Raw genomic sequence first — 13,645 nt, 5'->3', positions numbered from 1 at the left:
GAAGGGGTAAGCCGGCTTCAATCTTCATCGGCTTGCGACACCACGCGGCGGATCACGTCGCCGCCAAAGCCCCGCGCTGCCAGAAACCGCATCTGCTTTGCCCGCGCCGCAGCGTCGGGCGCGGGACCTTCAAACTTCTTGCGCCAGATGTCCCGCGCGCGTTCCAGTTCGCTGCCTTTGAGGCTGGCTACCGCGCCGGCCACCCGCTCAGCGCTGAGGCCTTTGGTCAACAGCTCATGCTTGATGCGCGCCGCGCCAAACCGCCCGGCACGCCGGTTGATCACTGACTCAACCACCCGCGCCTCACTGATGAAGTCCTTGGCTTCGAGATCGTCGAGCACCTTGGCCAGCTGGCCGGGGGTTTCCTCATGCGGCGCCAGCTTGCGCTCCAGCTCGGTGCGCGAATGCTCACGCGCGGCCAGGTAACGCAGCGCGCGGCCCTTCAAAGAAAGGCCAAAACCCGCACGACGGGCGGGTTTGGCCGGCTTGTGATCTACCGGATTTTCCATGGCTAACAGGCCGAGCCCAACACGCGCGCTAGCTTTTTGATAGCTATTAGCGCCTGCTCCAACTGGACTAGAGCCTTATTTGGCATAAAAAATCAGGCAGCCGCCTTGGCGGGCTTTTCAGCTTTCTCGGCTTTTTCAGCCTTGGCCGGCTTTTCGGCCGGAGCGTCCACGCCGCCGGCAACCTGCACCAGCGGGATGCCCAGCGATTCGCGCACCTTGTTTTCGATCTCGATTGCGAGTTCGGGGTTTTCCTTGAGGAATTCACGCGAGTTGTCACGGCCCTGGCCGATTTTTTCACCGTTGAAGGCATACCAGGCGCCGGCTTTCTCGACGATGTGGCCGGCCACGCCGAGGTCCAGCACCTCGCCCAGGCGACTGATGCCCTCGCCGTAGAGGATGTCGAACTCCGCCGTCTTGAACGGCGAGGCCACCTTGTTCTTGACCACCTTGACCCGGGTTTCGTTGCCGATCACCTCTTCGCCCTTCTTGATGGAGCCGATGCGGCGGATGTCCAGGCGCACCGAGGCGTAAAACTTCAGCGCATTGCCGCCGGTGGTGGTTTCGGGCGAGCCGAACATCACGCCGATCTTCATGCGGATCTGGTTGATGAAGATGACCATGCAGTTGGCCTTCTTGATGGTGGCGGTGAGCTTGCGCAGCGCCTGGCTCATCAGGCGAGCTTGCAGGCCGGGCAGCGAGTCGCCCATTTCGCCTTCAAGTTCGGCCTTGGGCGTGAGCGCCGCCACCGAGTCGACCACGATCAGGTCCACCGCGCCGGAGCGGGTCAGCGAATCCACAATTTCAAGCGCCTGTTCACCGGTGTCGGGCTGGGAAATCAGCAGTTCCTGCAGGTTGACGCCCAGTTTTTGCGCGTACTGGATGTCCAGCGCGTGCTCGGCGTCCACAAAGGCGCAGGTGCCGCCCAGCTTTTGCATTTCGGCGATGACCTGCAGGGTCAGCGTGGTCTTGCCCGAGGATTCCGGGCCGTAGATTTCGACGACGCGGCCGCGCGGCAGGCCGCCCACGCCCAGGGCGATGTCCAGGCCCAGGGAGCCGGTGGAAACGACCTGGATGTCTTCGATCACTTCGCCGTCACCCAGCTTCATGATGGTGCCTTTGCCGAACTGCTTTTCGATCTGGGCCAGCGCGGCCTGCAGGGCCTTGGCCTTTTCGGTGTTCAGCGCGGCGGTTTGCACGGGGTTTTGGGCTGGGTTCAGTTTGCTGGTCAATTCCATGAAAAAACTCCTTGAAAATCAATGATGTAAAACTTGTTGCCTGGATTCCAGCCTCTGCTTTTAATCACAGCGCTGGATGCATGACCAGTACTTTATGGGCGTGATAAAAATAAGTAAACCCTATTTTTAGTCAGTTTGCCTGATCAATTGGGTTACCATGATTTTCATGGCGGAAACGACCTCCACAACACTCCCACCTCCCCTGTCCAGCCCCTTCGGTGCGACCGAAGCCGGCTGGCGGCAGACCCACCTGGGGCGGCTCATGGGCCATGCGCTGCGCCGTTTCGACGAGCGCGTGCTCTCGCTGATGGCCGGCAGCGTGGAAGTGCCGCTGGCGCTGTCCAACCTGGCCGCGCGCGACCAGGTTGGCGCCGCGCACATCCACATCACGCGCCACCTCGCGGTGGGCGGCTCGCGCCTGACCGACCTGGCGCAAAGCGCCGGCATGAGCAAACAGGCCATGGGCGACCTGGTCGACCAGTGCGAGGCCTGGGGCCTGGTGACGCGCCAGCCCGACCCGCACGACAAACGCGCGCGCCGCGTGGTGTTCACCGAATCGGGCCTGCTCTGGCTCGAGGCTTTCCACCAGGCGGTGCGCCGGGCCGAGGACGAATTCCGCCAGGCCGTGGGGCATGATGTGGCGACTGTGGTGGCGCTGGGGCTGGAGGCTTATGCCGGCGCTTGACCTGGCATCGGCCCGTCAGTAAACCCGGGGTGACAAAAGCCTAGAATTTGTCCAAGAACACACCAAAACCGCCCTGCAGACCGCAAGGGGGCCTGATATCTGGAGACAACCATGCGTATTCTGATTGCCGAAGACGACCAGGTGCTGGCCGATGGCCTGCTGCGCACCTTGCGCGCCTCCGGTGCGGCGGCCGACCACGTGGCCAGCGGCACCGAAGCCGATGCCGCGCTGCTGACCAATACCGAATTCGACCTGCTGATCCTCGACCTGGGCTTGCCGCGCATGCACGGCCTGGAAGTGCTCAAGCGTCTGCGCGCCCGCGGCTCGGCCATGCCGGTGCTGATCCTGACCGCCGCCGACAGCGTGGAAGAGCGCGTCAAGGGCCTGGACTACGGCGCCGACGACTACATGGCCAAGCCCTTTTCGCTGCAGGAACTCGAAGCCCGCGTGCGAGCGCTGATACGCCGCGGCATGGGAGGCGCCAGCAGCACCATCAAGCACGGCCCGCTGGTCTACGACCAGGCCGGCCGCGTCGCCACCATAGACGGCCAGATGCTGGAGCTGTCGGCGCGCGAACTCGGACTGCTCGAAGTGCTGCTGCAGCGTGCCGGACGGCTGGTCAGCAAGGACCAGCTGGTGGAGCGCCTCTGCGAGTGGGGCGAGGAAGYCAGCAACAACGCGATCGAGGTCTACATCCACCGCTTGCGCAAGAAGATTGAAAAAGGGCCGGTGCGAATCGCGACGGTGCGCGGCCTGGGCTACTGCCTTGAGAAAATCCCGGGTTGACCCCTCTTGCTCCTTCCCCCGCTGGGGGAAGGTTGGGATGGGGGCCAGCGGCCTCCCAAACCTGAGCCGCGAGGGCTATCCACCATCGTCAGCCCCCATCCCTGCCTTMCCCCAAAGGGGGAAGGAGCCAAAACAACAGGCCCTTGATTTGGAGCACCCCAGCCAGTGGCGTTGAGACTCTTCCAGCGCGAACGGCGAAGCCTCTTCGGCGAGATCCTCGACTGGATGCTCACGCCGCTGTTGCTGCTGTGGCCCATCAGCCTGGCGCTGACCTGGCTGGTGGCGCAGAACATCGCAGGCAAGCCCTTTGACCGCGCGCTCGAATACAACGTGCAGGCGCTGGCCAAGCTGGTCGTGGTCAAGAACAACCAGGTGCAGTTCACGCTGACGGCGCCCGCGCGCGAAATCCTGCGCGCCGACGACACCGACCTCGTCTACTACCAGGTGGTGGGCACGCAGGGCGAGCACCTGAGCGGCGAGCACGACCTGCCCGCGCCGCCCGACGAAGACAAGCCCACCAACGGCGAGGTGCGGCTGCGCGAGGACGTGATCCAGGGCGAAGACGTGCGCGTGGCCTACACCTGGCTCAAAGTCGACGTGAAGGGCGCGCCGGCCAGCTCGCTGCCGGTGCTGGTGCAGGTGGCCGAGACGCTGGAAAAGCGCAAGACCCTGGCCACCGAAATCGTCAAGGGCACCATGGTGCCGCAGTTCGTCACGCTGCCGCTGGCCGTGCTGCTGGTGTGGCTGGCGCTGGTGCGCGGCATCAAGCCGCTGGCCCAGCTCGAAAAGCGCATACGCGCGCGCAAGTCCGACGACATGAGCCCGCTCGACGAAACCGCGGTGCCCGAGGAGGTCGCACCGCTGGTGTCCTCCATCAACGACCTGCTGAGCCGGCTCAAGGTTTCGCTGACCACACAAAAGCGCTTCCTGGCCGATGCCGCCCACCAGCTCAAGACGCCGCTGGCGGGCCTGCGCATGCAGGCCGACCTGGCACAGCGCGAGACCGACGCCGACGAGCTCAAGAAATCGCTCAAGCACATAGGCCGCGCGAGCATTCGCGCCACGCACACCGTCAACCAGCTGCTGGCCCTGGCGCGCGCCGAAACCACCGGCCGCAGCTTGGCCAAACAGCACATCGACCTGGTGCACATCGTCTCGGAAGTGATGGCCGACTCGGTGCCGCGCGCGCTCGAAAAACAGATCGACCTCGGCTACGACGGCCCCGACGCCGGCGAGCAGGCGACACAGCTCGAAGGCAACGCCACCCTGCTCAAGGAACTGGTGCGCAACCTGCTGGACAACGCCATCAACTACACGCCCGAAAAAGGCCAGGTCACGCTGCGGCTGATGACCGACCGCTTCAGCGGCGTGCTGGTGCTGCTGGTGGAAGACTCTGGGCCGGGCATCCTGGAGTCGGAGCGCGAACTGGTATTCCAGCCTTTTTACCGCGCGCTGGGCACCAATGTCGACGGCTCCGGCCTGGGCCTGGCCATCGTCCTGGAAATCGCCAAGCAGCATGGCGCGACGATTTCGATCGAGGATGCCGCCTTGCCGGGGCACCCGCAAACGCCGGGCACGCGCGTCACGGTGCGCTTCGTCGGCATGGATTTACCTGAGGGCGCTTAGTCCCTCAGGCTTTGGCAGGTAAGGGCCAACGGTCGTAAAGCTTGACGGCGACGCGCTCGCCCCACAGTTCGATCTGCGCCGGTGTTCCGGCATGCGCCTGGTTCGCGCTATCGCCGCGCACATAGCCCAGCGCCACACAGGCGCCGGCCAGCGGGCTCCAGCCGATCGACGAGATCTCACCCACCGATTGGCCGCCCAGCACGATGGCCTCACCGCCCCAGGCAAAAGCGTCGGCCGTGTCAAACACCAACGTGACCAGTTTTTTGCGCAGCGGCAGGCCTTGGGTGCGCAGCAGCGCGGCCTTGCCGATGAAATCGGCGGGTTTGTCGAGCTTGACGCTGAAAGCCAGCCCGGCTTCCCACGGCGTTTCGTCCGGGCCTAATTCCGCCCCCCAGGCGCGCCGGCCCTGCTCTATGCGCAGCGCATCCAGCGCGTAATAGCCCGCATCGCGGATACCCAGCGCCTGGCCGGCCTCCATCAGCGCGAGGTAGACGTGGCGCGCCATCTCGATCGGCACGTAAAGCTCAAAGCCCGGCCCGCCCACATAACTCATGCGGGCCGCGCGCACGCGCGCAAAGCCGACGTCGATCTCTTTCGTCCACGAGAACTTCAGGGCCTCGGGCGACAGGTCGTCGGGGCTCACTAGGGCCAACAGTTCGCGCGCTTTCGGGCCCATGACCGAGAGCACCGAGTACATCGCCGATACGTCGGTCAGCACCGCATGCTCCGCCTCGCCGATATGCCGCGTGATCCAGTCGAAGTCGCGCACGGTCTGCGCCGAGCCGGTGATGACCATGAAGCGATCCGTGACTTGTCGCATCACCGTGAGGTCGCTTTCAAAACCGCCGCGCTCGTTGAGCATGGCGGTGTAGACCATCTTGCCGACGGGCACGTCCATCTCGTTGGCGCACAGGCGCTGCAGCACGGCCAGCGCGTCGCGGCCTTGCAGCAGGTATTTCGAGAAGGAAGTCTGGTCGTAGAGGGCCACGGCTTCACGTGTGGCCTTCTGCTCTTCGAGCATCCAGGGCAGCCAACCGGGTTTATCCAGCGTGTATTCCGGGCGAGGCAGGTATTGCTCCTTCCCCCGCTGGGGGAAGGTTGGGATGGGGGCCGCAGCGAGCGCCGCCGGCCCCCACCCCTGCCCTCCCCCAGAGGGGGAGGGAGTGACTGCATCCATGCAGGGCCGGAAATAACTTGCCCGCTCCCACCCATTCTTGCTGCCGAACTCCGCCCCTTTGGCGGCCAGAATGTCATACAGCGGCGAAGTCCGCAGCGGCCGTGCCGTTTCCAGCTCCTGCCTGGGCCAGCGCATGGCGTAGTGCAGGCCCAGGGTTTCGCCGGTGCGCTCGGCCAGCGCCTTGCGGTTGCCGGTGAAGGCGCCGAAGCGGCGTATGTCCACATCCCCTAAATCGGTGCTGGGCTCGCCGCCCACAATCCATTCGGCCATGAGCCGACCCGCGCCGCCGCTGTTGGCGATGCCAGCCGAGTTGAAGCCGGCGCAGACAAAAAAATTGCGCAGTTCGGGCGCCTCGCCCAGGATGAAATTTCCGTCCGGCGTGAAGCTCTCCGGCCCGTTGAGCAGCATCTTGACTTCGGCCGTTTCCAGGCAGGGCGTGCGATGCAGCGCCGCCGTCATCAGCGGTTCGAACTGGTCCCAGTCCTCATCCAGCAGCTCGAACTGGAAGGTGGACGGAATCGGGTCCATCTTCCAGGGCTTGGCTTGCGGCTCGAATCCGCCCATCACCAGTCCGCCGACCTCTTCCTTGTAGTAGATAAAGCCGTCCGGGTCGCGCATCACCGGCAGCATGGGATGCACGCCTGGAATCTTGCCTGTGACGATGTAGAAATGCTCGGCCGAATACAGCGGCACGTTCACGCCCGCGAGCTTGCCGAACTGCCGCGCCCACTGGCCGGCGCAGTTGACGATGACTTCGCAGCACACCTCGCCCTGCGCGGTGCGCACACCCACCGCCTTGCCGTTTTCGGTGATGACACCCGTGACCTCGATGCCTTCAGCCATCTTCACGCCGCGATTGCGCGCGCCCTTGGCCAGCGACATGCACAGGTCCGCCGGGTTGGCTTTGCCGTCACCCGGCAACCAGATCGCGCCCTGCAAGTCGTCGGTGCGCATGATGGGGTATTTGTCGCCGGCTTCCTGCGGCGAGATCTCATGGCATTCGACGCCGAAGCTGTTGGCCATGGCGACCTGCTTCCTGAGCACTTTCATGCGCTCCGGTGTGCGCGCCACGTTAACGCTGCCGCATTGCTTCCAGCCGGTGGCAAGACCCGTCTCGGCCTCCAGCGAAGCATAGAGCTCAATCCCGTACTTGCTCATCTGCGTCATGTTGCGGTTGGGCCGCATCTGGCCGACCAGGCCTGCGGCATGCCAGGTGGTGCCGCTGGTGAGCTTGCCTTGCTCGAGCAACAGCACGTCGGTTTTGCCCATTTTTGCCAGGTGGTAAGCCACCGAGCAGCCGGCGATGCCGCCGCCCACGATGATGATCTCTGCATGGCTGGGGAGTGTCACGGTGCTCATGGTGCGGACCTCACTTCAAAAGAACAAATGCAGCACTAAGCCAAGCGTATCGCCATCACGCCGCCCACGATGACGCAGGTACCCGCAAAGCGGCGCAGCGTGAACGTCTCCTTGAGCAGCCAGCAGCCGAGCAGCACGGCGAACAGCACCGAGGTTTCGCGCAGTGCCGCCACTGTGGCCACGGGTGCGCGCGTCATGGCCCACAGTGCGATGCCGTACGAACCCAGCGAGGCCAGCGCGCCGCCTGTGGCCACCGGCCAGCGGTGGCGCGCATAGTCGGCCATGGCGCGCCCGCGCCGCGCCATCATCAGCAGGCCGAAAGGCCAGCCGTCGAGCAGGAACAAGGTGGCGACGTATTGCAGTGCGTTGCCGGAAGTGCGTACCCCCAGCCCATCGACCACGGTGTAGATCGCAATGATGACGGCGTTAGCCAGCGCGAAGCCGACCGCCTTGCGCGCATGCAGCGCGTGGCGGCTCAGGCCCAGGACCAGCACGCCGCTGCAGATGCCGATGATCCCGGCCCAGGCCAGTGGCGTCAAAGTTTCGCCCAGCGTGAAAGTGGCCGACAAGGCCACCAGCAGCGGCGCCACGCCGCGCATCAGCGGGTAGGTCAGGCCCAGGTCGCCATGCTTGTAGGCCTGCGTGGTCGCGATGTAGTAGCCGATGTGGATCAGCACCGAGGCGCCGATAAAAGGCCAAGCCTCCATGGGCGGCAGGCCCACCACCAGCACCAGCGGCAGGGCCAGCACCGATCCGATCAGGTGAATGACCGCCATGTCCATGGACTTGTCGGCGCTGGACTTGACCAGCGCGTTCCAGCCCGCGTGCAGCAGTGCACCGAACAGCACGGCGCACAGCACCGGCCAGGTCAGGGCCAGGGTTTCAGTCGGCAAGCGAGGGCTCTGCGGCGGGGAGGGCGCAGCGCCGCGCCCTCGCCAGGTAGTGCGCCAGCGGCGGTGTGGCCTTGTCCGCGTCTTTCGCGAGGTCGTCCCAGAGGCGCAGCTTCACCGCATCCGCGGCACCTGGCTGGGCGATGAAATGCGCGGCTTCCTCGGCCGAAAAAATTCCGCCCTGCAGCAGCAGGCTGCGCTTGGAGTCGGCCGACAAGCTGGAGTGGTAGCCACGCCGCGCCGCGCACAGGTAGCGCTTGGCATCCACGTGCAGCTTGATGGCGTCCAGCACCGCGTCGGGAAACAGGCCGCGCAGAAATGGCAGCGCGCGGTACTGATGCACGTCGTCCACACCGCGCAGCGAGGGCGTCTCGCCCAGGTCGTGCAAAAGATGGCCGAGGTCGTGCAGCAGGGCGGCGGTGACCAGCGCATCGCTCGCGCCTTCGGCCTCGCCCAGCGCCGCGGTTTGCAGCGCATGCTGCAGTTGCGTCACCGGTTCGCCACTGTATTGTTCGCCGCCGCGCTCTTCAAAAAGGCGTTCGATGTCGTCAAAACTCAGCATGTGAATTCCTCACAGGTCATGCATTCCAGGGGAGCGAATAAGTTTTAAGGTTGGTAAAACTCTTGATCGCTTCCTGTACGCCTTCTTTATAGCCCAGACCCGAGTCCTTGATGCCGCCAAAGGGCGTGAGCTCGAGACGGTAGCCGGGTACTTCACGCACATTGACCGTGCCGACTTGCAGCTCGCTGACGAAGCGGTTGATGTAGTCGAGGCGGTTGGTGCAGACCGCGCTCGACAGGCCGTAGGCCGTGCCGTTGGAAATCTCGATGGCTTCGTCGATGTTCTTGAAGCGTATCACCGGCGAGACCGGGCCGAAGGTTTCCTCGCGCGCCACCGTCATGCGCGGCGACACTTGGTCCAGCAGCGTGGGCGAGTAGAGCGCGCCGCGGCGCTGGTTGCCGGCCAGCAGCTTCGCGCCCTGCGCCACGGCTTCGTTGACGCGCGACTCGAACAGCATGGCGGCCTGCTCGTCAATCACCGTGCCCATGTCGTTGGCCTTGTCGGCGGGGTCGCCGTGCTTCCAGGCCAGGGTCTTGGCCAGCACCTGCTCCACGAACTCGCCCGCGACCGCTTCATGCACCAGAAGCCGCTTGATGGCGGTGCAGCGCTGGCCCGAGTTTTTGTAGGACCCCTGCACGGCCAGCGTCGAGGCTTCGGCTATGTCGGCGTCCTCCATCACGATGATGGGGTCGTTGCCGCCCAGCTCCAGCACCACGCGGCGGTAGCCGGCTTTGGAGGCGATGTATTTGCCGATGGCCACGCCGCCCGTGAAAGTCACCAGGTCGACCAGCGGATTCGTGATCAGCTCGTCGGCGATCTCGCGCGGATCGCCCGTCACCACGCTGAGCATCTCGGGCGGCAGGCCGGCCTCGTACAGGATGTCGGCGAACAGCAGGGCCGAGAACGGCACCTTCTCGGACGGTTTGAGCACCATGCGGTTATTGGTCGCGATGCTGGGCACCACCTTGTGCGCCACCTGGTTCATCGGATGGTTGAAAGGCGTGATGGCGGTGATCACGCCCAGCAGCGGCGAGCGGTGCGTGTAGACGCGGCGCTTCTTGCCGTGGGGCGTGAGGTCGCAGCTGAAGATCTGGCCGTCGTCCTTGAGCACCTCGGTCGCACCGAACAGCAGCACGTCGCTGACGCGGCCGGCTTCGTAAATCGCATCTTTCAGGCACAGGCCGGCTTCGGCGGTGATCAGATTGGCCACTTCGGACAGGCGCGACTGGATGATGGCCGCCGCGCGGTTCAGGATGGCGGCGCGTTCGTAGCGGGTGAGCTGGGGCTTGTAGGCGTGCGCCCTGGCAAAGGTCTGCTGCACCTCCTCCAGCGTAGCCTTGGGCACGGTCCCCAGCAGCTTTGCCGTATAGGGATTGAACACCTCGATGGCGCGGTCGCCGCTTCGGCCCGAGCCGACCTTGCGACCTGACAGGCGCATGGCGTTGAGCTGGTGGTCCTGGATGTATTGGTCAATCACTCTGCGGCTTTCATGACATAGGGCTTGGGCTTACTGGGCGTAATTGAGCGCCAGGTCAAAGGCGTCAAAATTGCGGAATCGCCGGTTGCGGTCCAGCCCGGGCAGGGCGCGGTTCACGATGAGCGGCACGCGCTGTTCGCTCATGCCGCCATGCGAACGCAGCGGCACTTCAAGTGCCGAAAGGTCGTGGCGCGAGGCCGAGGTGCCGATCACGGTGAACCGCTCGGACACCGCCACGATGTCGCCTATGCGGTCGGGCGGCAGCTCGAAGCGCTCGGCGGCCTGTTCGCGCGAAAGCACCAGCTCCATGCCCTTGAGCGCCGCCAGCCGTTTGCGCGCAACCTCGATGTTGGTGCCTTCCGGCAGGTAGACCGTGGCAAAGGAACCCAGCGCGCCGTGGTGCACCACATAAGGATCGGTGATCGGCAGGATCACGCGCGCGATGGTGGCGCCCAGCCAGTTGTCGAACCAGTCCTGCAGGTAGATCACGTCGGGCGTGCCGTCCATGGCGACCTTGGCGTTCATGCCGTGGTCGGCCGTGAGCACGATCACGCAGCCCAGGTCCTCGAGCTGCTGCATGTAGCCGTCCATCATGCGGTAGAAGGAGTTCGCACCGTCGGTGCCGGGGGCGTGCTTGTGCTGCACGTAGTCGGTGGTCGAGAGGTACATCACGTCGGGCTTGTACTTCTGCATGATCTTGACACCGGCCGCGAAGACGAACTCCGACAAATCGGCGCTGTAGACGCTGGGCAGCGGCTGCCCCACCAGGTCCAGCACGTCCTCGATGCCGTTTTCCTCGAGCGTGACCTGGTCCGCCTTCTCGGACGAAAAGCAGATGCCCTTCATCTCGTGGCCCAGCAGCTTGCGCAGCTTGTCCTTGGCCGTCACCACCGCCAGTGATTTCCCGGCGTCGGACAGCGCGGCCAGCAGCGTGGGCGCGCGCAGCCACTTGGGGTCGTTCATCATGACCTCGGTGCCGCTCGCCGTATCGAACAGGTAGTTGCCGCAGATGCCGTGCACGCTGGGCGGCGCGCCGGTCACGATGGAGAGGTTGTTGGGGTTGGTGAAGCTGGGCACGACGCAGTCGCCCGTCAGGCCCGAGCCCAACGCCAGCGTGCGCTTGAGCCAGGGCATCTGGCCCGTCGCCACGGCCTGCGCGAGGTAGTCGGGTTCGCAGCCGTCCACACAGACCACCACCGTGGGTTTGGCCGGCAGCTTGTAAGCCCGGCCGTTGACTTTCAGTTCGGTTGCCGGTTCAGCGTTTGCCACGTGATGTCCCCTCCTTGATTTTGTCCTTGTTGTCTTTTTCCTTGCGCGCGCCGGAGCTGCTGGAGACAAGCTTGACGGAGACCGGCTTGGCGGCCGCCGGATCGGCTTGCTGCCCCGCCTGGCGCCGCAGGTCGTTCTCTATCGTGCGTTCCTTGCTTTCGATCACATGCTGGAACATCGCGCGGCCGGCCGCATCCGCGTCGCCCGAGGCGATGGCCTTGACGATCAGCCGGTGTTCATTGGCCGACATCGGCATGAGCCAGCCGTCCGCGAGGTTCAGGCGCCGGAACAGCGAAAGCTCCTTGATGAGCTTGCGGTAGATCTCGGTCAGTTTGCGGTTACCCGCCATCTCAACCATGCGGTCGTGGAAGGTGAGGTTCAGCAGGTGGTAGGCATGGGGGTCTTCGGCCTTGACCGCTTTCTCCATGGCATCGACAAGCGCCTTGAGCTCCTTGACCTCCGCCGCGGTGATGTTTTCCGCGAGGCGGCGACCGACGAGTTCATCCATGGCCGCGCGCAGGTCGAAAATCTCGACGGCCTCGTCGATGGGAATGTCGCGCACGAAGACGCCGCGGTTTTTCTCGGTGCGCACCAGGCCGGCCTCTTCGAGCATGCGAAAGGCCTCGCGCACCGGACCGCGCGAGACGCCCATTTTTTCAGCCAGCGTGGCTTCGATCAATTTGCTGCCGGGCTCGTATTCGCCGGCAAGGATGGCACGCTCGATTTCCTGCTGCACCACTGTGGTGAGGGAGCTGTTCTGGAGTTGCGCGATGGTGGGATGCAAAGCAGCGTTCATGCCCTGAATTGAAGCACAAAAATGTAGATTGTCAACAATCTGCAATAAACAATTGACAAGATAGAAGGGTCGGCGTTAAATAAAAAATGAGCTGGGTTGGCAGCCTGTACACAGGTGGTCATCGCAGTGTCACCCCCGACACGAACGAGTCACAACATTGCAGGCTTTCCACAAAGGACTTTTTATGCAGCTGGCTACCCAACTCAAATCCCTGTCAAAGGCGATTGCCCTCCTCGGTCTGCTCGCCGCCTCCACCGGCGCCTTCGCCCAGAAAACCCAGTTGCTGGTGTACACCGCGCTGGAAACCGACCAGATCAAGGCCTACCAGGAAGGCTTCAACAAGGTCTACCCCGACATCGAGATCAAATGGGTTCGCGACTCGACCGGGGTGATCACCGCCAAGCTGCTCGCCGAAAAGTCCAACCCGCAAGCCGACACCATCATGGGCGTGGCCGCCTCCAGCCTGGCGCTGCTCGACAAGCAGGGCATGCTCGAGCCCTATGCGCCCATCAATCTTGATGGGATCATGAGTCAGTACCGTGACAAGAAAAAGGTTCCCGCCTGGTTCGGCATGGACGTGTGGGGCGCCACCGTGTGCTTCAACACCGTCGAAGCCAAGAAGAAGAACATCCCCACGCCGGAAACCTGGCAGGACCTCACCAAGCCCATCTACAAAGGCCAGATCGTCATGCCCAACCCTGCCTCGAGCGGCACCGGTTACTTCGACGTGACCGCCTGGCTCACGCTGTTCGGCGACAAGGACGGCAAAGGCGGCGGCTGGAAGTACATGGACGCGCTGCATGAAAACATCGCGCAGTACACCCACTCGGGCTCCAAGCCCTGCAACATGGCGGCCGCCGGCGAGTTCCTGGCCGGCATCTCGTTCGAGTACCGCGGCAACACCAATAGAGCCAAAGGCGCGCCCATCGACCTGGTGTTCCCCAAGGAAGGCCTGGGCTGGGACCTGGAAGCGTTTGCCATCCACAAGGGCACCAAGAAGCTGGACGCCGCCAAGAAACTGGCCGACTGGGCGTCGAGCAAGGACGCCATGATGCTCTACGGCAAGAACTTCGCGATCACCGCGCAGCCCGGCCTGGCACCGCCGCTGGCCAATGTGCCGAAAGACTATGAAGCCCGCCTCGTCAAGATGGACTTCAGCTGGGCCGCCGACAACCGCGAGCGCATCCTGAACGAGTGGACCAAGCGCTATAACTCCAAAACCGAAAAAAAGTAGCCCCCTGTCAGCGGCCTTTGGCCGCTGTCTCCCCCTCAGG

12 protein-coding genes are annotated in these 13,645 nt (G+C 64.2%); 4 read left to right on the top strand and 8 right to left on the bottom strand.

Features of this window, described 5'->3' with window-relative positions:
* Positions 1 to 17 precede the first annotated feature (17 nt).
* Positions 18 to 509 carry a recombination regulator RecX gene (recX, locus tag AC1D0O_RS21755; protein ID WP_477655575.1) on the bottom strand — a complete coding sequence of 164 codons (492 nt, stop codon included), beginning with the start codon at positions 507 to 509 and terminating at the stop codon, positions 18 to 20.
* Between the two features lie 92 nt (positions 510 to 601).
* Entirely contained in the window at positions 602 to 1,744 is a 1,143-nt protein-coding gene (gene recA / locus AC1D0O_RS21750; protein ID WP_436157222.1) for a recombinase RecA, read from the bottom strand.
* A gap of 262 nt (positions 1,745 to 2,006) precedes the next feature.
* Between recA and AC1D0O_RS21745 the strand changes: the two genes are divergently transcribed.
* The 3 genes from AC1D0O_RS21745 (at position 2,007) to AC1D0O_RS21735 (ending at position 4,841) form a co-directional block, all read left to right on the top strand.
* Entirely contained in the window at positions 2,007 to 2,429 is a 423-nt protein-coding gene (locus AC1D0O_RS21745) for a MarR family winged helix-turn-helix transcriptional regulator (protein ID WP_477655591.1), read from the top strand.
* Between the two features lie 111 nt (positions 2,430 to 2,540).
* The gene (locus AC1D0O_RS21740) at positions 2,541 to 3,215 is read left to right on the top strand and encodes a response regulator (protein WP_477655574.1); all 675 of its coding nucleotides are present in this window, start codon (positions 2,541 to 2,543) and stop codon (positions 3,213 to 3,215) included.
* A 171-nt stretch (positions 3,216 to 3,386) separates the two neighbouring features.
* Positions 3,387 to 4,841: a sensor histidine kinase gene (locus AC1D0O_RS21735; protein WP_477655590.1), complete on the top strand. Its 1,455-nt coding sequence runs from the start codon at positions 3,387 to 3,389 to the stop codon at positions 4,839 to 4,841.
* A gap of 4 nt (positions 4,842 to 4,845) precedes the next feature.
* Here AC1D0O_RS21735 and AC1D0O_RS21730 read toward each other — a convergent pair whose 3' ends face one another.
* From AC1D0O_RS21730 to AC1D0O_RS21705, 6 genes are all read right to left on the bottom strand, one after another.
* Positions 4,846 to 7,377, bottom strand: a complete 2,532-nt coding sequence (locus AC1D0O_RS21730) for a GcvT family protein (protein WP_477655573.1) — start codon at positions 7,375 to 7,377, stop codon at positions 4,846 to 4,848.
* A 35-nt stretch (positions 7,378 to 7,412) separates the two neighbouring features.
* Positions 7,413 to 8,270, bottom strand: a complete 858-nt coding sequence (locus tag AC1D0O_RS21725) for an EamA family transporter (RefSeq protein ID WP_477655572.1) — start codon at positions 8,268 to 8,270, stop codon at positions 7,413 to 7,415.
* Complete coding sequence (locus AC1D0O_RS21720) at positions 8,260 to 8,829, bottom strand: phosphonate degradation HD-domain oxygenase (RefSeq protein WP_477655571.1); 570 nt, start codon at positions 8,827 to 8,829, stop codon at positions 8,260 to 8,262. The genes AC1D0O_RS21725 and AC1D0O_RS21720 overlap by 11 nt, the downstream gene beginning before the upstream one ends.
* Before the next feature lie 16 nt (positions 8,830 to 8,845).
* On the bottom strand, positions 8,846 to 10,267 hold the full coding sequence (phnY, locus tag AC1D0O_RS21715; protein ID WP_477655589.1) for a phosphonoacetaldehyde dehydrogenase: 1,422 nt from the start codon (positions 10,265 to 10,267) through the stop codon (positions 8,846 to 8,848).
* A 69-nt stretch (positions 10,268 to 10,336) separates the two neighbouring features.
* Complete coding sequence (gene phnA / locus AC1D0O_RS21710) at positions 10,337 to 11,575, bottom strand: phosphonoacetate hydrolase (RefSeq protein ID WP_477655570.1); 1,239 nt, start codon at positions 11,573 to 11,575, stop codon at positions 10,337 to 10,339.
* Positions 11,562 to 12,371, bottom strand: a complete 810-nt coding sequence (locus tag AC1D0O_RS21705) for a phosphonate utilization associated transcriptional regulator (protein WP_477655569.1) — start codon at positions 12,369 to 12,371, stop codon at positions 11,562 to 11,564. The genes phnA and AC1D0O_RS21705 overlap by 14 nt, the downstream gene beginning before the upstream one ends.
* Before the next feature lie 184 nt (positions 12,372 to 12,555).
* Here AC1D0O_RS21705 and AC1D0O_RS21700 point away from each other — a divergent pair, with 184 nt between their 5' ends.
* A complete protein-coding gene (locus AC1D0O_RS21700; protein ID WP_477655568.1) occupies positions 12,556 to 13,605 on the top strand; it encodes a putative 2-aminoethylphosphonate ABC transporter substrate-binding protein in 1,050 nt (349 codons plus the stop codon).
* Positions 13,606 to 13,645: the final 40 nt, after the last annotated feature.

This window comes from Polaromonas sp. P1_F2 (assembly GCF_056405735.1).
The sequence above is the reverse complement of the archived record's forward strand: the minus strand, read 5'-3'. Positions and strand labels throughout refer to the sequence as shown.

Bases quoted from the DNA above. Each gene is read 5' to 3' on its own strand.
- recX (WP_477655575.1), bottom strand. From the start codon at position 509: ATGGAAAATCCGGTAGATCACAAGCCGGCCAAACCCGCCCGTCGTGCG.
- recA (WP_436157222.1), bottom strand. From the start codon at position 1,744: ATGGAATTGACCAGCAAACTGAACCCAGCCCAAAACCCCGTGCAAACC.
- AC1D0O_RS21745 (WP_477655591.1), top strand. From the start codon at position 2,007: ATGGGCCATGCGCTGCGCCGTTTCGACGAGCGCGTGCTCTCGCTGATG.
- AC1D0O_RS21730 (WP_477655573.1), bottom strand. From the start codon at position 7,377: ATGAGCACCGTGACACTCCCCAGCCATGCAGAGATCATCATCGTGGGC.
- AC1D0O_RS21720 (WP_477655571.1), bottom strand. From the start codon at position 8,829: ATGCTGAGTTTTGACGACATCGAACGCCTTTTTGAAGAGCGCGGCGGC.
- phnY (WP_477655589.1), bottom strand. From the start codon at position 10,267: ATGCGCCTGTCAGGTCGCAAGGTCGGCTCGGGCCGAAGCGGCGACCGC.
- AC1D0O_RS21705 (WP_477655569.1), bottom strand. From the start codon at position 12,371: ATGAACGCTGCTTTGCATCCCACCATCGCGCAACTCCAGAACAGCTCC.
- AC1D0O_RS21700 (WP_477655568.1), top strand. From the start codon at position 12,556: ATGCAGCTGGCTACCCAACTCAAATCCCTGTCAAAGGCGATTGCCCTC.